Below are 15,950 nucleotides of genomic sequence, written 5' to 3'. Positions count from 1 at the left end.
GTCAGAGCCTCGGCAGGAAGCGGCCGGTGACGGACAGCAGCACGGCATCGGCGGCCAGCAGCACGACGCAGGCGACGATGAGCCCCGTGATCGCGTACGCCACGGGGCGGCGGATGCGGGCCATCCAGCCGCGCAGCCACCGCCCGGCCGCCTCGGTCCTGCCGCACAGGGCGGCGATGAGCAGCACGAGGAGCGGGGACTGCGTGATCGCGAACCACAGGGTCATGCCCGCTGTCGTCTCCCACAGGGGATGGCCGGCGGAGAGCACGATCGCCGCGGAGTACCCGGGGTCGACGAACGCGGCGACCGCGAAGCCCGCGCTGGCCGCGGCCACCGCCCAGCTGGAGGCGGTGCGCGGCGGCCGGTCGGACTCGGGGGCCACCCCGCGGACCATGCGCACGATCGCCCAGGCGAGCAGCGCCGCGGCGACTACCGCCTCGGCGGCCACCCAGGCCCAGACGGGCACCTCGGAGGCCCACCGGTGCACGCGCGCGGCGAGCGCGGTGAAGAGCAGGCCGCCCAGCACGGCGACGGCGACGGTGACCGCCCAGTTGACGAGCGTGAAGACGACGGTGTGGAGCAGCCGGGAGCCCCCGGCGATGAAGGCGAGCATGATGACGGCGCCCAGCGGGTCGAAGCCGAACACGCCCAGCGCCGCCATCTCGGAGAGGTAGGCCGTCACCGGCCGCGCACCCGCATCGCGGGACGCGCGCCGTGGATCGCCGCTGCTTCGCTCACTGTCCGTACTCTACGGACGTCTCGCCGGAGCGGTTGTCGATGTCGATGGGGATGCCGGCGGCGCCCGCGCTGCTGGCGCGGGGGATGTCGATGTCGACGTTGCCGGAGCCGTTGGACGAGTTCACCGTGTAGCCAGGCCGGTCCTAGCCCTTCGCGTCCTTGCCGGGCCGGGGCACGATGAGCTTCGTCGAGCCGGAGTCCGTGGTCGCGGAGATGCCCTGCTGGGGCGGGGCGCCGGAGGACAGGTCGAGGTTGGCCGTGCCGACCGAGACCTGGGTGGAGGCGCGCCGCTTGACCCACAGGCTCTCCGAGTGGATCGCCCCGGATTTCGCGCGCAGATCCGCGGTCCCGTACTCGCCCTTGACGTTGAGGATCCCGGAGCTCGCGCTCAGCTCGAGCGCATCGGCCTTCGTGTGGACGGTGATGACGCCGCTGCCCGCGGTGCCCGCGATGCGCTTCCACGCACCGCCGTCGACCTCGACCGCACCGGACTTCGCATCGAGGCTCAGCGGCAGGGAGGCGGCCATGGCGGCGGGCACGGTGATCTCCAGCTGGGCGCTGCTGCTGCCGATCACGCCGCGCTCGCCCTCGACGCCCACCGTGGCGCCCCGCTTGTCGCTGCGGATGTCGATGCCCGGCGCGCTCCCGCTGCCCGTGTACGTCAGCCGGGCCACCGGCGCCCGGGCGCCGTCGTCGGCGCGCACACTCACGTTGGCGCCCAAGCCGGTGACCGTGAGGGCGGAGAAGTCCGCGGGCAGGTCTGCCGTCTTCGTCTCCTGGTGGGTCCGCAGTCCGGCGGCGAACCCGAAGGCGACGGCCGTGAGCGCGGTGAGCACGGCCAGCGCCGCGACGATCGCGATGGCGGCGCGCACGCCCGTGCGCGCCCCCGGGGAGAGGTTGAGGGGGCGGGCAGGGGCGGGCCGCGGTCCGCCCGACTGCGCGGGGGGCTGGGCGGGGGGCTGCGGGGGTCGCTGGTCGTGGAGCGCGGGGGTCGGCATGGCGGTCCTTCCTGCCTCAGGGGCGGGCCTCAGTTGCCCAGGAACTTCAGCACGGCGAGCACGCGGCGGTTCTCATCCGAATCCGCGATGAGCCCGAACTTGGCGAACACGGAGCTGATGTGCTTCTCCACCGAGCCCGGGGACAGGTAGAGCTGGCCGGCGATCGCGGAGTTCGACTTGCCCTCGGCCATGAGCTGGAGCACCTCGCGCTCACGCGCCGAGAGCATGGCCAGGCCCTCCTGCTTGCGCGAGCGCACGAGGATCTGGCCCACGACCTCGGGGTCGAGCACCGTGCCGCCCCCCGCTACCTCGCTGACGGCGGTGAGGAAGTCCTCGACATCGGCCACGCGGTCCTTGAGCAGGTAGCCGAAGCTGCCGGTGTTCTCCGCGATGAGCTCGCTGGCGTAGCGCTCCTCGACGTACTGGGAGAGCACGAGGACGGCCGAGCCCGGGTTCTGCTTGCGCATGAGCACGGCGGCGCGGATGCCCTCGTCGGTGAACGTGGGCGGCATCCGCACGTCCACGATCGCGAGGTCCGGCGAGTGCTCCGCGACGGCCGCGAGCAGCGCGGAGGCGTCCGCGACCGCGGCGGCCACCTCGTGGCCCGCATCGGTGAGCAGGCGGACCATGCCCTCCCGCAGGAGGACGGAGTCTTCGGCGATCACGATGCGCATGGCACCTCCGCAACGATGGTGGTGGGACCGCCCTCGGGGCTGGTCAGGGTCAGGGTGCCGCGGGCGGCCGCCACGCGGCCGGCGAGCCCGGCCAGGCCGGAGGCCGAGGCGCTGCCGCCGATGCGCGCGCCGCCGCGCCCGTCGTCGGCGATGGAGACGGTGAGCAGCCCGGCGTGCTCGGAGATGGCGACGCGGATGCGGGCGGCGCCGGAGTGCTTGTTCGCATTCGTCAGCGCCTCGGCGACGACGAAGTAGGCCACGGATTCGGCCTCCGCCCCCACCGGCCCGGACACGGCGACGTCCACCTCGACGGGGATGACGGAGCGGGCGGCGAGCGCGGAGACGGCGGGGTCGAGGCCGCGGTCGGTGAGGACGGCCGGGTGGATGCCGCGGGCCAGCTGGCGCAGCTCCGTGATCGCCTGCTTGGAGTCCGCGTGGGCCTCCGCGACGAGCACGGCGGCGCCGTCGGGGCCGGAGGCGAGCTTGGCCTTGGCCATGCCGAGCTTCATGGACAGCGCCACGAGCATGGGCTGGACGCCGTCGTGGAGGTCGCGCTCGATGCGCAGGCGCTCGGTGGTCGCGGAGTCGATCGCCCCGGTGCGCGCCCGGTCGAGGGTGTGCACCTCCTTCTCCAGCTCCGCAGTGCGAGCCGGGCGCAGCAGCCAGCGGTCGATGAGCCGGTCGAGCCACGCGGAGAACCACACGACGGGCCACGCGGTGAGGAAGAGCGCCGCCCCGCCGGTGCCCGCGGCCAGGCGCGCCCAGGCACTCGCATCGGTTCCCAGGGAGCCGCGCAGTCCCGGGTTGAGCGCGCCGCACAGCAGGTAGGCGCCGGTGCCGACGGCCAGCAGGAAGAGGATGCCGACGGCACCGCCGTAGAGCTGCTTGAGCAGGTGGTGTGCGGTGCCGCGCCAGAACGGCGCGGACGCCAGGACGAACCACTGGTCCTCGAGGAAGCCGGGGAAGCCGTCCCGGGCGCTGCGGCGCGGGCGGGGCACGGGCAGTCCGAGCCCGTACACGGCCTCGGCGCGCACCCGCTCACCCGCGTTGATCGCGCGCTGGAGGAAGAACCACGCGGCGAGGGCGATGAGCCCGGCGCCCAGTGCGAACAGGCCGCCGATCCCGGTGGCGAACAGCGCCACCGGCACCCACAGCCACACGACGCACAGCACGGCGGAGGCCGTGACGTTGGCAAAGCCCATGGGCCCCGGGCCGCGGCGCCGGGTGCGCGGCGGCTGCGCTGGCCGCGGCGGCAGGGGCTGCTGCGGTCGCTGCGACGCCGCGGGGGGCGGTGACTCGCGCGGCAGTTCTCTTGTCTCCATGTCCCCCACGCTATTGGGCCCGCAAGCCGCTGCCCACGCGGCTGGCCCGCCGCCCGGGTTCCGGTTTTCCCCACCCGCGCGGCCGCGCGGGACGCGGGGAGTCCGTCCGCCCTATTGTCTCAGCCCCGGCGCGGGGCCAGGATGGTCGCATGCGACTGAGCCCCCGCCCCTGGATCCCAGCCCACGCCCAGGCGCGCATCGAGGCGATCGGGGAGGAGCGCCTCGGGGGCGGGCCCGCGCAGCTCGCGGACGCGATCGACTCGCTGGCCTCCGCCGCCCAGCGCTACTACGCGGGCTCGGCCATCAACCTCAACCCGGCCTCGAACCTCATGAACCCGCGGGCGCAGGCGCTGCTCGGCATGGACCTCGCCCCGCGCACCTCGCTGGGCTATCCCGGGGCCAAGATCGAGACGGGGCTGTTCGACATCGAGCAGCTGGAGGTCGCCACGGCCGAGCTCGCCGCGCGGGTGTTCGATGCGGACTTCGCCGAGGTGCGGGTCATGTCCGGTGCGGCCGCGAACCTCACCGCGTTCATGGCCGCCTGCCGGCCCGGGGACACGATCATCGCGTCGCCGGACACGATCGGCGGCCACGTCACGCACCACGCCGACGGCGCCGCGGGTCTCTACGGGGTGCAGACGGTCGAGGCGCCGGTGGATGCCGGCCGCTACAGCGTCGACGTCGCGGCGCTGGCCGAGCTCGCGCGGGCCGTGCGCCCCTCGCTCATCACGCTGGGCGGCTCGCTCAACCTCTTCGAGCACCCGGTGGCCCAGGTCCGCGAGATCGCCGACGAGGTGGGCGCGGTCCTCCTCTTCGACGCCGCGCACGTGTCGGGGATGATCGCGGGGCGGCAGTGGGCGAATCCGCTGGCCGAGGGCGCCCACCTCATGACGATGAGCACGTACAAGTCGCTGGGCGGGCCCGTCCACGGCCTCGTGCTCAGCAACGACCCGGGGCTCGCCGAGCGGGTCGAGCAGATCGCCTTCCCCGGGCTGACCGCGAACTTCGATGTGGCGGAGGTCGCAGCCCTCGGCATCACCCTGGCCGACTGGCTGGCGGTCGGCGAGGACTACGCGGCGCTCATGCGCGCCTGCGCGGGGGCACTGGCCGAGGAGCTCGCCGCGGCCGGCCTCGAGGTCTTCGCCGGCGCGCAGGGCTTCACCGACTCCCACCAGTTCGCGCTGCTCGCCGCCCCCTACGGCGGCGGTTCGCGGGCTGCGGCCGCCCTCGAGGAGGCGAACCTGCTCGCCTACGGCATCGGGCTGCCGGCGCCCGCAGTGGACGGCGATGCGAACGGCGTGCGCCTGGGCACCCCGGAGATCGTGCGGATGGGCATGGTCGAGGCGGACATGGAGCGCCTGGCGGGCCTCATCGCCCGCGCCCTGGACCCGGCCGCCGACGCCGCGGCCCGCCAGGCGGTGGGCCGCGAGGCCGCCGCGTGGCGCTCCGAGTTCAGCGGGGTGCGCTTCACGGTGTGAGCGGCGCGGGCGCGGCCTCGCGGGGCGGGGCCGCGGCCCGCGCCGGTGCGCAGCGCTTGCTGTGCGCACGGCAGATGAGCCCCGCGGCCAACAGCGGAGTGCTCAGGGAGCCCACGAGCGCCCAGGGGCTCGCGTCCTGCGCATTGAGGTCCCCGACCCCCAGGGCCCCGAGGGCGAACACGGTCACGTTGTTGACCGCGTGCACTGCGATGGGCCCCTCGAGGCCTCCGGTGTGCCAGGCGACGACCCCCACGATGAGGGCGAAGGCCTCCACGTCGACGCTGCCCACCCAGCCGTATTCGTGCCCGGCGACGAAGAGCGGAATGGGCAGGAGGATCGCCCAGGCCGGGCCGCGCAGCCACTGGCCCACCGCCTGGGGCAGGAGCCCGCGGAACAGCACCTCCTCGCCCGCCGCCTGGAGCGGGACGAGGAGGATCACCACGGTGAGCACCGCGAGCGCGCTGCCGCTCAGGTGCGGGTGGAACTGGCGGGTGGCGGGATCGAGCAGCATGAGCGGCGCGGTCACGGCGGTGGCGATGACGGCCAGCGCGGTGCACGTGCCCAGCCAGCCCCAGCGCAGCCGCCCGGCCGTGGAGAAGAGGGTGCCCATCGGCCGGTGCCAGCCCCAGCGCACGGCCGCGCAGCCGGCGGGCACGAACACGGCCAGCAACAGGCCCAGCGCCGCGATCTGGCGCGGGTCGCGCAGGTCGGTGGGCGCGTCCAGCCGGAAAACGCCCCAGATGTCGTCGGCCATGAGGATCGGCAGCGACAGTGCCGCCGCGGACAGACCGAAGACGAGCAGGCCCAGCAGGGGGCGCCACCAGCGGGCGTTGGGCGCGGCGGCGCCCAGGCGGTGGAAGGCGGGGCGGGCCGAATTCGGCGAGGAGGTCGGTGTCGGATTCGGTGTCGAGGTCTGTGTCGAAGTCATGGCCCCCACCCTCCCGCCCCGCGGTGGGCGCCGGTATCGTCCGGCGGAACGGTTCGCAGCACCGGGAGTCATCCTTTCGGACGACACCCGGGCGCGGCGGCCTCGCCTACGATCGTGGGGTGAGTTCGCGCCGACACCTCCTCGCCGTCTGGGCCGTGTGCGCCGCGGCCGGCGCGCTCATGGTGCTCGTCGCCGCCTACATCTACGTGGGCCCCGAGCCCGAGGCGCTCATCGGCCGGGATGCCGAGCGTGCCCTCGCCCTCCTCGCCGTCGACGTGGCCCTGGGCGCGGCCGCCCTCGCCCTGCTGCCCGTAGCGCTGCGTCGGCCGGACGGCGCGCCCGCCTCCGCTCTCGCGACGGCCCTCATCGTCACCGCCGTCTCCGGCTTCTCCGCCACCTCGCTGCCGGCCGCGGCCGCCGCGCTGTTCGTCCTGGGCGGGCGCCGCGCTGGCGGTCGCCGCGGTCTCCACGGTGCTGGGGCTCGCGGTCACTTCCCCCAGCGGGTTCACGGGTGCCGACTGGCTCGCCGCGGTGCTCGGCGGGGTGGGCGCGCCGGCGCTCGTCCTGGCGCTGGGCACCGCGCGCGGCCGGCGGCGCGAGGCACGCGCGCTCATCGCGGCGCGGGCGCGGCTCAGCCAGGCGTACGCGGAGTCGCTGGCCCAGCAGGCGCGGCTGGGCGAGCGCGCGCGCATCGCCCGCGACATGCACGACTCGCTGTCCCACCGGCTCAGCGTCATCGCAATGCACGCGGGTGCGCTCGAGCTGCGCGAGGACCTGCCGCTGCAACAGGTGCGCGCCCAGGCCCACACGATCGCCACCGCGGCGCGCGCCGCGGACCGGGACCTGCGCTCGGTGCTCGTCCTCCTGCGCGAGGAGGAGGGGCGCGCGCCGCGCCTCGACCTGGCCGAGCTCGTCGCCGATGCTCGGGCAGCGGGCACGCCCGCCGCCGTTGAGTGGCGGGAGCCGCTGGGCGCCGATTCCCTCGGCGCAATGCCCGCCCTCATTGCCCAGATGCTCTACCGCGCCGTGCAGGAGGCGCTGACGAACGCCCGCAAGCACGCCCCGGGCCAGCCGATCACGGTGGTCATCGGCCACGTCCGAGGGCGCCTCGAGCTGCGCGCGGAGAATCCGGTGCCGCTGGTCCCGGGCCAGCCGTGGCGCCCCGGCACCGGGCAGGGGCTCATCGGGCTGCGCGAGAGGGTCGGGCTCCTGGCCGGCACCGTCGCGGTCGAGGAGCCCACGGCCGAGCGCCCGCGGTTCACCGTGCGCGTGAGCGCCCCGCTCGACCTGGCAGGCGGGGCCGCGGGGACTGCCGGGGCCGCCCCGTGATCCGCGTGCTGCTGGCCGATGACGAGCCGCTCGTACGCGCCGGGCTGCACCTCATCCTCGAATCGGCGCCGGACCTTGCGGTCGTGGCCGAATGCCGGGACGGCCGCGAGGCGCTCGAGCGCGCCTATGCCCTGCGCCCCGACGTCGTGCTCATGGACGTGCGGATGCCGGTGCTCGACGCCATCGAAGCCACGCGCCGGCTCCTCGCGCGCAGCCTGGCCCCGCCGGGCGTGCTCGTGCTCACCGCCTTCGACGCCGACGAGTTCGTCGTCGACGCGCTGGCCGCCGGCGCCGCGGGCTTCCTGCTCAAGACCACGGAGCCGCGCGAGCTCCTGGCCGCCGTGCGCACGGTGGCGGGCGGCACCTCGGCGATCGACCCGGGAGCCCTGCGCCGGCTGGCCGACGCGCAGCGGCGCACCGCGGCACCGCGCCCGGGCGCCTCGGTGCTCGACGCGCTGAGCGAGCGGGAGCGCGAGGTGGCCCGCCTCATCGCCGACGGGCAGACGAACGCGCAGATCGCCGCCGCGCTGCACCTGGCGCTGCCGACGGTGAAGACGCACGTGGCTCGCATCCTGCACAAGACCGGAGCGGACAACCGGGTGCGCCTGGCAATCGAGGTGCTGCGCGCCCAGTCCTGACCGCGCGCGGCCCGCACCGCGCGCTCGGCTGTGTCTCAAGGTGCCTCGCTACAGTGACCGCATGAAGTCCCGCCGACCGCTCAAGCCCTCGCCCGTGCGCTCGCGCACCCGCACGACCGTGCTGTTCTGGCTGGCCGCGGTGGCCGGCGTCGTCATGTTCGCCGCCCAGCAGATCCTCATGGCCACCGGGGTCATCGAGTCCACGGTGCCCGGCGGGGACGGCCTGGGCGGCGTGCGCTTCGGGGTCGACCTGAGCCTGGGCGTGCTCGCGCTGGCGCTCCTGCCCTCGGCCATCCGGCACGACCCCATGGAGGTCGAGGAGTCCTACGTCGGGCCGCCGTCGGCGCTCGTGGCGTGCCTCGTCATCCTGTGCGTGTGGCTCGTGTCCGTGCTCGCCGCGCCGGCGGGCGCGGTCGTGCTCATCTCGCTGTCCGCGCGGCTGTCGGCCAACTGGACGGTGCCGGCGGTCTTCGCCTCGCTCCTGTCGATCATCGTCCACGAGCTCACCTACTACCCGGCGCGCGCCAGCATCGACCCGCCGGTGGTCGCCGGGGCACTGCTGCTCACGCTCCTGCTCATCCTCATGGGCAGCGCGCGCGGGCTCGTCCTGCGCCGCCAGGCCCACGAGGCCGAGGTGCGGGCACAGCCGCAACCGGTCCGCACCTCGGGCGCGGACCGGCCAGACCAGCCCTGACGGGCCGACCCCCGACTGCTCAGCCGCGGGCGCGGCTCACTTCGGGGCCATGCGGATGGCGCCGTCGAGGCGGATCGTCTCGCCGTTGAGCATGGGGTTGGCCACGATCGCCTCGACCAGCTGCGCGTACTCCTCCGGTTTGCCCATGCGCGAGGGGTGCGGGATGGACTTGCCGAGCGACTCCTGCGCGGCCTCGGGCAGGCCCGCCATCATGGGCGTCCAGAAGATGCCCGGCGCGATCGTGACGACGCGGATGAGGGAGCTGGCGAGCTCGCGGGCCATGGGCAGCGTGACCGCCGCGACGCCGCCCTTCGAGGCGGAGTAGGCGATCTGGCCGATCTGGCCGTCGAACGCGGCCACGGAGGCGGTGTTGACGATGACGCCGCGCTCCTCGCCCTGGGGTGCGGTCTTCTCCGCCATCGCGGCGGCGGCCAGGCGGCAGACATTCACGGTGCCCACGAGGTTGATCGTCACGACCTTGACGAAGTCCTCGAGCGGCAGCGGGCCGCGCTTGGAGACGAGCTTGCCCGGCGTGCCCACGCCCGCGCAGTTGACGACCACGCGCAGCTCGCCCAGCCCGGTGGCGGTGTCGATGGCCTGCTGCACCTGCGCCTCGTCGGCCACATTGGCCTGCGCGAAGTGCGCGCGCTCGCCCATCTCCGCTGCGGCGGCCTGGCCGGCTTCGGCGTTGAGGTCGACGATGACGACCTGCGCGCCCTGTGCCAGCAGGGCCTCGGCGGTGGCCCGGCCCAGGCCGGAGGCGCCCCCGGTGACGAGTGCGACGGCGTTGTTCAGTTCCATGTCTCTCCTTGGGATGGGGTGCTGCTGCGATCGGCGGGCCCCTCGGCACCGCTGTGGGCTCACTATCTCACGCGGCGCGGAGGAAAACGTGACGCGGATCTCGACGCGGGCCCCGCGCGGTGGTGGAATGAGCTCACACCATCGATCAGGAGGCGCTTATGCACGTCTACGCAGCACCCGAGGCCGGGGCCCGCATCGAGGCCATGGACATCGACGCGCCGGAGCTCTCCGGCAGCGAGGTCCTCATCGACGTCACCCACTCCGGCGTCTGCCACTCCGACGTCCACTGCCGCGAGGGCTTCTTCGACCTGGGCTCGGCGGGAAAGCTGCCGCTGAGCGCCTCCGGGGTGACCTACCCCGCCGTGTTCGGGCACGAGATCGTCGGCACCGTCGCCGCCGCCGGGCCGGACGCGAAGGTCCGCCCCGGGGACGAGAAGTTCATCGTCTTCCCGTGGATCGGCTGCGGGAAGTGCCAGGCGTGCCGGGAGGACCGGGAGAACTACTGCCCGCAGGGGCGCAACCTGTCCGTCCAGCTCAACGGCGGATATGCGGAGCAGGTGTGGGTGCCCGATGAGCGCTATCTCATCCCGCTGGGCGATCTGGACCCCGCGTGGGGCGCGACGCTCGCGTGCTCCGGCGTCACCTCGTACTCCGCCGTGAACAAGGTGCTGCCGCGCGGTGCGGACGACACGATCGCGGTGATCGGCGCCGGCGGCGTGGGGCTCATGGCCGTGGCGCTGCTGCACGCGCTGGGGCATCGGAGGATCGCGGCCGTGGACGTCAACGACGATAACCTCGCCGCGGCCCGCGAGCTCGGCGCCACGGTGACGTTCAACTCGCGGGCCGACGACCCCGTGGCGGGGCTCGTCGAGGCCGCCGGCGGCAGGCTGTCCGCCGCGATCGACTTCGTCAACAACGGGGCCACCGCGTCCATGGCGATGCGCGCACTGGAGAAGGGCGGGACGCTGGTGAGCGTGGGCCTGTGCGGCGGCGAGCACACCTACCCCACCACCGTGCTGGCGCTCAACCTCATCTCCATCCTCGGCAACTTCGTGGGCAGCCTGCCGGAGCTCAAGGCCCTCGTGGAGCTCGCGAAGTCCCAGGACCTGCCCCGCCTGCCGATCTCGGAGCGGCCCATGAGCGCCGAGGCGGTCAACGAGGCCCTCGACGCCCTCGAGCAGGGCCGGGCGAAGGGCCGCACGGTGCTGACGAACTGAGCCCGGCACGGCGGGCGGCGGCACATGGGCGCCAGCGCCCGCCGGCACGGGGCCTCACTCCTCCGGCAGCGGGCTGACCGAGGGCTGGTTGACGACCTTGTCCGCGTCCGCGACGACCTCGATGACGAGGGGGAAGCGCTGCTGCGCGATCGCCTCGGCCGCGCGGTCCAGACCGCCGCGGTCCGTGACGCGCACGGCGTGGGCGCCCAGGCCGCGGGCCACCTCGGCGAACGAGGACCACGGGACGAACGAGGTGCTCGCCTGCGAGCCCACGAGCTGGAGCTTGATGTACTCCGCGCCGTAGCACTGGTCGTTCATGACGACGACGATGAGCGGCAGGCCGTGGCGCACCGCGGTGTTGACCTCGACGATGCCGTGCATGGCCCCGCCGTCGCCCACCCACGCGACCGTGGGCACGTCATCGCGCACGGCCGCCGCGCCCGCGCCGAACGCGATGCCCAGGCCGATCGAGCCGAAGTGGCCGGCGTAGTGCCAGCGGCCCGGCGTCGTCGTGATGTGGGGCCACACGGAGTAGGAGTAGCGGCCCACGTCGTGGACCTGCTGGGTGCCCGCGGGCAGGGCATCGGAGATCGCGAGCGCGGCCTCGCGCATGTCCATGAAGCCCCCGCCGCTCGTGGAGCGGAAGAGGTCCTTCGCCTCGCGCCCGGGCGCCGCGGCGATCGCGGCGAGGTAGCGCGGGGGCTTGGCCGGCCCCGTGTGGCCGGCCTCGTCCAGCCGGGCGAGCATGGCCTGGGCGACGGCGCGCGCATCGCCCACCACCCCGTGCGTGATGGGCCCGTACTTCGCGAGCGCGCCCGGATCCCGGTCGGACTGGATGACGCGCTTGCCGGCCAGCAGCTCGTAGTGGTCCGTCGTCCAGTTGTTCAGCGAGGCCCCGAAGCTCACGACGACATCGGCCTGGCCCATGTAGTCGACGGCCGCGGGCGTGGACAGCGTGCCGTGCACGCCCAGGTTCTCCGGCTCCCCCAGGAACAGCTCGCGGCCCAGCAGCGTCGTCATGACCGGCGCGCCCACGGCGCGGGCGAGCGCGAGGATGTCAGCGCGCGCCCCGGACTCCACGGCGCCGCGGCCCGCGATGACGAGGGGGCGCTTGGCGGACATGAGCAGTCCCAGCGCCTCGTCGACGGCGTCGGGATCCGGGGCGATGCGCTGGAGGTCCGTGGAGGGCCACGCGGTCTCCGTCCACTCGACGTCATGGCCGACGAGGGGGTAGGGGACGTCGACGACGATGGGCCGCGAGTCCAGCCGGGCCCGCACGAAGGCCTTGCGCAGGGTCTGCAGCGCGGTCGCCGCCGTCTTCACCCGCTCGTAGCCCGCCCCGGCCGAGCGCGCGAAGCCCTGGATGTCGACGTACTGGAAGTGCTCGTTGACGTCCGGGGTGTCCCCGGTGAGCAGCACCATGGGCGTCTTCGCCTGGACGGCCTCGATGAGGGCGGTGAGCGTGTTCGTCAGGGCCGGGCCGTGGGTGACCGTGACGATGCCCAGCTGCCCGCTCATGCGCGCCCAGCCGTCGGCCATGAGGACGGCTCCGCCCTCCACGGCGGCGGCGATGTAGCGCCCATGGTGGCGCTCGATGTAGGCGCCCAGGTAGGCGAGGTTCGCATCGCCCATGAGGCCGAAGACCGGCCGCCCGTCGCGTTCGTCCGCGAGGAATCGCGCAATCGCCTCGAACAGCCTCATGTCCACACTGCCTTTCGTCGTCTGCCGGGCGCGCCGGTGCGCCCGGAGCATCATAGCCGCCGGGGAGGCGGCAGCCGGTGCGGGCGGGCCCGCACCGAGCTCCGCGGGCCCGCACCCCCGGGGGGGGCGCCCGCTCAGTACGTGACGAGGCCGCCGGGCACCAGGTGGGCGTGCTCATTGCCGGTGACCATCATGGCGCGCCCGGCCTCCGTGTCGAGCGGCCCCTGCAGGTCGAAGCGCACCCGGGTGATCCCGGCGTGGACCGGGCGGAAGAGGAAGTCGATCGCGATGCCGTACTCCTGGGCGAGGAAGGCATTGATGATGCCGCCGTGGCAGGCGATCGCGATCGTGGGCCCGGGCTCGCCCTCCTCGACCGGCGGCTGGTCCCGGGCGAACGTGCGCACGATGTCCCAGATCGCCGCGTGGGCGCCCCGGCGGAAGGCGTCCGAGGACTCGCTGAGCGGGACCGCGTCCCACTTGCGCGTGCGCACGAGGTCCGCGGCCGCGGCCTGGGCGGCCGTCTGCCCCACCGTGTCCATGATGCTGGCGCCCGGAGGGACCCGCTCGAAGATCCCCACCTCGCGCAGGCGCTCATCGGCTTCCACGCCGAGGCCGTGGCGGGCGGCGATGGCCTCGCCCGTCTCGCTCGCGCGGCGCAGGTCCGAGGCGAAGACCGCCTGCAGCGGCTCGCCGGCCAGCGCCTCGGCGGCGGCCTGGGCCTGGGCGCGGCCCAGCTCGGACAGCGGCGGGTCGAACGCATCCGACTCGGGGGCATCGGCGCCGGGCCGCTCCTGCTGACCGTGCCGGATGAGGATGACGTCGGTGGCGCCCATGCCCCGGCTGAGCAGCGCGCGACCCAGGGCGCGGTTGAGGAAGTCGCTCACCGGCTCAGGCTCCCAGCAGCGCGCGGGCCTGGAGGGCGAGCTCCTCGACCCCGGCCCCGGCCGCCTCGACGTCGATGTCGAGGTCGCCCATCTGGCCCTTCACGAGGCGGGTGTAGACGCCCTCCCGGATGCAGGCGAGCTTCCACAGGGCGAAGGCCTGGTAGTAGTCGATGTCGTGGGCGGTGATGCCGGACGCCTCCTCGTACCGGGCGACGAGCTCGTCCACGCTGGGCAGGTCCGTGCCGGGCCGCGGCACCCAGATGCTGGTGAGGTCGAGCTTGGCGGTGAGCATGGCGATGAGGTAGCCCAGGTCGGAGAGCACCTCCCCCACGGCGGAGAGCTCCCAGTCCACCACCGCGCGGATGTCGCCGCCGTCGGCCCAGATGAGGTTGTTGGGCTTGTAGTCGCCGTGGCACAGGCCCGTGGGCGAGTGCGCGGCATCGGGCATCCGGGCCAGCAGCAGGTCGTGGACCTCCTCGATCGCGGGGATCTCGCGCATGCTGATCTGCCGGAACTGCCCCAGCCAGCGGCGCAGCTGGCGCTCGATGAGGCTGCCGGGCCGGCGCAGGTCGCCCAGGCCCACTGCGTCGACGTCGACGCGGTGGATCGCGGCCAGCGCGTCGACGAGGTTGAACCCGGCGCGGCGGCGCTCGGCCTCCGGGATGCGGGCCAGGTCGTCCGGGTCGTTGAGCGGGAAGCCCGCGCAGTAGTCCTGGAAGACGAACGGGACGTCGAGCACGGCGGGGTCGTTGACGATGTCGAGGACGGTGACGGTGGGCACGTCCGTGGGGCCGAGCGCCTGCATGATGCGGCCCTCGCGGGCGACGTCGTGGGCGCTGCCGCCGGCGTGGCCGAGCGGCGGGCGGCGCAGCACCCAGCGGCGCTGCCCGTCGACGGTGACGACGTAGGTGAGGTTCGACCGGCCCACGGACAGGACCTCCCAGCCCAGCTCCGGGGCGTCGAAGCGGTCGGAGATCCATCCCACGACACTGGGCTCGATGCCCGCCGGGAGCCGTTGATCCGTCACCGCTGACCTCCAGTTTGAACAATCGTTCGACGCTCATTAAAACTAGTGTTGGCCCCGTAGGGTGTCAAGGAAGACGAGCGCCGAAGCCCCCGCGCCCGCGCAGCCGCGGACGGGGGCGCGGCAGACAGGAGTACCCCATGAGCGCAGCGCACAGCGCGGCCGAGGCCATCACCGCGCCGGCCCGGCAGCACGCGAAGGCGAGCCCCACCGGCGCCGGCCCGCTCGACGACATCGTGGTCGCCGACTTCTCGCGGGTGCTGGCCGGGCCCTACGCGACGATGATGCTGGCGGACATGGGCGCGACGATCATCAAGGTCGAGGGCCCCACCGGGGACGACACGCGCAAGTGGGCCCCGCCGTCGTTCCAGGATCAAGCGAGCTACTACCAGGCGGTCAACCGCAACAAGAGCTCGATCGTGCTCGACTTCGCAGACGCGGACGACCTGGCGACGGCCAAGGAGATCGCGGCGCGCGCCGATGTCTTCATCCACAACTTCAAGCCCGGTTCCCTGGAGAAGTTCGGGCTGGGCTACGAGGACGTGCGGGCCCTGCGCCCCGACACCGTCTACGCCCACATCAGCGGTTTCGGCAGCCAGGGCGGCGGCAGCCTGCCCGGCTACGACGTGCTCATCCAGGGCTTCTCCGGCTTCATGGACATGTGCGGGGACCCCGAGGGCGCCCCCACCCGCTCGGGCGTCTCGCTCTTCGACATCTCGACCGGCATGATGACCGCCTACGGCATCCTCGCGGCCATCCGGCACCGCGACCGCACGGGGCAGGGCCAGCTCGTGGAGAACAACCTCATGGCCAATGCGATCTTCACGATGGCCAACCAGTACCAGGTGGTGGCGACCACGGATGAGCTGCCCAGCCGCCAGGGCAAGGAGCACGCCACGCTCTACCCCTACAACGCGTTCCCCACCGCGGACGGCGACCTCATCGTCGTCGCCGCCAACGACGGGCAGTTCGCCCGCCTGGCCGCGGTGCTCGATGCCCCCGAGTGGCTGGAGGACGAGCGCTTCGACTCCCCCGGCAAGCGCAACCTCAACCGGCGCGCGCTGGCCCCGCTCATCAACGTCAAGCTCGCGGCGGACACCCGCGCGAACTGGTTCGCCAAGCTGCGCGCGGCGGGGCTGCCGTGCGCGCCGGTGCAGAACGTGGCCGAGGGCCTCGCGTTCGCCGATGAGCTGGGCCTCGACCCCCTGTGGACGGCCGGCGAGGAGGGCACGATCCCCACCGTCCGCAACGCGCTGCGGATGTCGGCCACCCCGCCCACGTACCGCAAGGAGCCGCCCGCGCTGGGCGAGGACTCGCAGGCGGTGCGCGCGTGGCTCGCCGGCGAGGGGCAGCTGGGCGGCGCCGGCGGCGGCCCCAGCGCGCAGGGCTAGCTGTGGTGTCCAGGGACGTTGTTGCGTGAATCGCGGTCTACCCGCTGACAGGTGAAGGCCTCCCATTGCGAGAGTGGAGCTGTCGACAAACCGCTCACGCATCACAGGAGGCCTTCATGTCCCACGCTAACGC

17 protein-coding genes are annotated in these 15,950 nt (G+C 73.8%); 6 read left to right on the top strand and 11 right to left on the bottom strand.

Annotated features, from left to right (window positions below):
- Position 1: 1 nt before the first annotated feature.
- From GSY69_RS05160 to GSY69_RS05145, 5 genes are read right to left on the bottom strand one after another with little or no spacing between them, the layout of a single operon-like run.
- On the bottom strand, positions 2-682 hold the full coding sequence (locus tag GSY69_RS05160; RefSeq protein WP_160952812.1) for a hypothetical protein: 681 nt from the start codon (positions 680-682) through the stop codon (positions 2-4).
- Positions 683-734: 52 nt separating this feature from the next.
- Entirely contained in the window at positions 735-863 is a 129-nt protein-coding gene (locus GSY69_RS14915) for a hypothetical protein (RefSeq protein WP_268892163.1), read from the bottom strand.
- 18 nt (positions 864-881) lie between these two features.
- Positions 882-1,736, bottom strand: a complete 855-nt coding sequence (locus GSY69_RS05155; protein WP_160952811.1) for a DUF4097 family beta strand repeat-containing protein — start codon at positions 1,734-1,736, stop codon at positions 882-884.
- Positions 1,737-1,765: 29 nt separating this feature from the next.
- Positions 1,766-2,410 (bottom strand): response regulator transcription factor, encoded by a 645-nt coding sequence (locus GSY69_RS05150; RefSeq protein WP_160952810.1) that lies wholly within the window; start codon positions 2,408-2,410, stop codon positions 1,766-1,768.
- The gene (locus GSY69_RS05145) at positions 2,398-3,732 is read right to left on the bottom strand and encodes a sensor histidine kinase (protein WP_160952809.1); all 1,335 of its coding nucleotides are present in this window, start codon (positions 3,730-3,732) and stop codon (positions 2,398-2,400) included. Before GSY69_RS05145 ends, GSY69_RS05150 begins: the two co-directional genes overlap by 13 nt.
- Positions 3,733-3,881: 149 nt before the next feature.
- On the opposite strand from GSY69_RS05145, the gene GSY69_RS05140 reads away from it, so the two are divergent.
- Positions 3,882-5,210, top strand: a complete 1,329-nt coding sequence (locus GSY69_RS05140) for a beta-eliminating lyase-related protein (protein WP_160952808.1) — start codon at positions 3,882-3,884, stop codon at positions 5,208-5,210.
- Here the strand turns inward: GSY69_RS05140 and GSY69_RS05135 are convergent.
- Complete coding sequence (locus tag GSY69_RS05135) at positions 5,200-6,138, bottom strand: CPBP family intramembrane glutamic endopeptidase (protein ID WP_160952807.1); 939 nt, start codon at positions 6,136-6,138, stop codon at positions 5,200-5,202. The genes GSY69_RS05140 and GSY69_RS05135 overlap by 11 nt on opposite strands.
- A 68-nt stretch (positions 6,139-6,206) precedes the next feature.
- Positions 6,207-6,629, bottom strand: a complete 423-nt coding sequence (locus GSY69_RS05130) for a hypothetical protein (protein WP_160952806.1) — start codon at positions 6,627-6,629, stop codon at positions 6,207-6,209.
- Here GSY69_RS05130 and GSY69_RS05125 point away from each other — a divergent pair.
- From GSY69_RS05125 to GSY69_RS05115, 3 genes are all read left to right on the top strand, one after another.
- Complete coding sequence (locus tag GSY69_RS05125) at positions 6,610-7,467, top strand: sensor histidine kinase (RefSeq protein WP_160952805.1); 858 nt, start codon at positions 6,610-6,612, stop codon at positions 7,465-7,467. The two genes, GSY69_RS05130 and GSY69_RS05125, sit on opposite strands and share 20 nt — an antisense overlap.
- Positions 7,464-8,105 carry a response regulator gene (locus tag GSY69_RS05120; RefSeq protein WP_160952804.1) on the top strand — a complete coding sequence of 214 codons (642 nt, stop codon included), beginning with the start codon at positions 7,464-7,466 and terminating at the stop codon, positions 8,103-8,105. The genes GSY69_RS05125 and GSY69_RS05120 overlap by 4 nt, the downstream gene beginning before the upstream one ends.
- A gap of 61 nt (positions 8,106-8,166) precedes the next feature.
- Complete coding sequence (locus GSY69_RS05115) at positions 8,167-8,799, top strand: hypothetical protein (RefSeq protein ID WP_202410826.1); 633 nt, start codon at positions 8,167-8,169, stop codon at positions 8,797-8,799.
- A gap of 36 nt (positions 8,800-8,835) precedes the next feature.
- On the opposite strand, the gene GSY69_RS05110 is transcribed toward GSY69_RS05115, so the two are convergent.
- On the bottom strand, positions 8,836-9,600 hold the full coding sequence (locus tag GSY69_RS05110; RefSeq protein ID WP_160952803.1) for an SDR family NAD(P)-dependent oxidoreductase: 765 nt from the start codon (positions 9,598-9,600) through the stop codon (positions 8,836-8,838).
- A gap of 158 nt (positions 9,601-9,758) precedes the next feature.
- On the opposite strand from GSY69_RS05110, the gene GSY69_RS05105 reads away from it, so the two are divergent.
- Entirely contained in the window at positions 9,759-10,817 is a 1,059-nt protein-coding gene (locus GSY69_RS05105) for an alcohol dehydrogenase (RefSeq protein ID WP_160952802.1), read from the top strand.
- A gap of 54 nt (positions 10,818-10,871) precedes the next feature.
- On the opposite strand, the gene GSY69_RS05100 is transcribed toward GSY69_RS05105, so the two are convergent.
- From GSY69_RS05100 to GSY69_RS05090, 3 genes are all read right to left on the bottom strand, one after another.
- Positions 10,872-12,518, bottom strand: a complete 1,647-nt coding sequence (locus GSY69_RS05100) for a thiamine pyrophosphate-binding protein (RefSeq protein WP_160952801.1) — start codon at positions 12,516-12,518, stop codon at positions 10,872-10,874.
- Positions 12,519-12,652: 134 nt separating this feature from the next.
- Positions 12,653-13,402 carry a histidine phosphatase family protein gene (locus tag GSY69_RS05095; RefSeq protein ID WP_160952800.1) on the bottom strand — a complete coding sequence of 250 codons (750 nt, stop codon included), beginning with the start codon at positions 13,400-13,402 and terminating at the stop codon, positions 12,653-12,655.
- A gap of 4 nt (positions 13,403-13,406) precedes the next feature.
- The gene (locus GSY69_RS05090) at positions 13,407-14,429 is read right to left on the bottom strand and encodes a phosphotransferase family protein (RefSeq protein ID WP_160952799.1); all 1,023 of its coding nucleotides are present in this window, start codon (positions 14,427-14,429) and stop codon (positions 13,407-13,409) included.
- A gap of 137 nt (positions 14,430-14,566) precedes the next feature.
- On the opposite strand from GSY69_RS05090, the gene GSY69_RS05085 reads away from it, so the two are divergent.
- A complete protein-coding gene (locus tag GSY69_RS05085) occupies positions 14,567-15,817 on the top strand; it encodes a CaiB/BaiF CoA transferase family protein (RefSeq protein WP_160952798.1) in 1,251 nt (416 codons plus the stop codon).
- Positions 15,818-15,950 lie beyond the last annotated feature (133 nt).

It is taken from the genome of Brevibacterium rongguiense (assembly GCF_009857845.1).
Taxonomy (GTDB): domain Bacteria; phylum Actinomycetota; class Actinomycetes; order Actinomycetales; family Brevibacteriaceae; genus Brevibacterium; species Brevibacterium rongguiense.
Note: the sequence above shows the minus strand (reverse complement) of the source record. Positions and strands in the feature narration are given on the sequence as shown.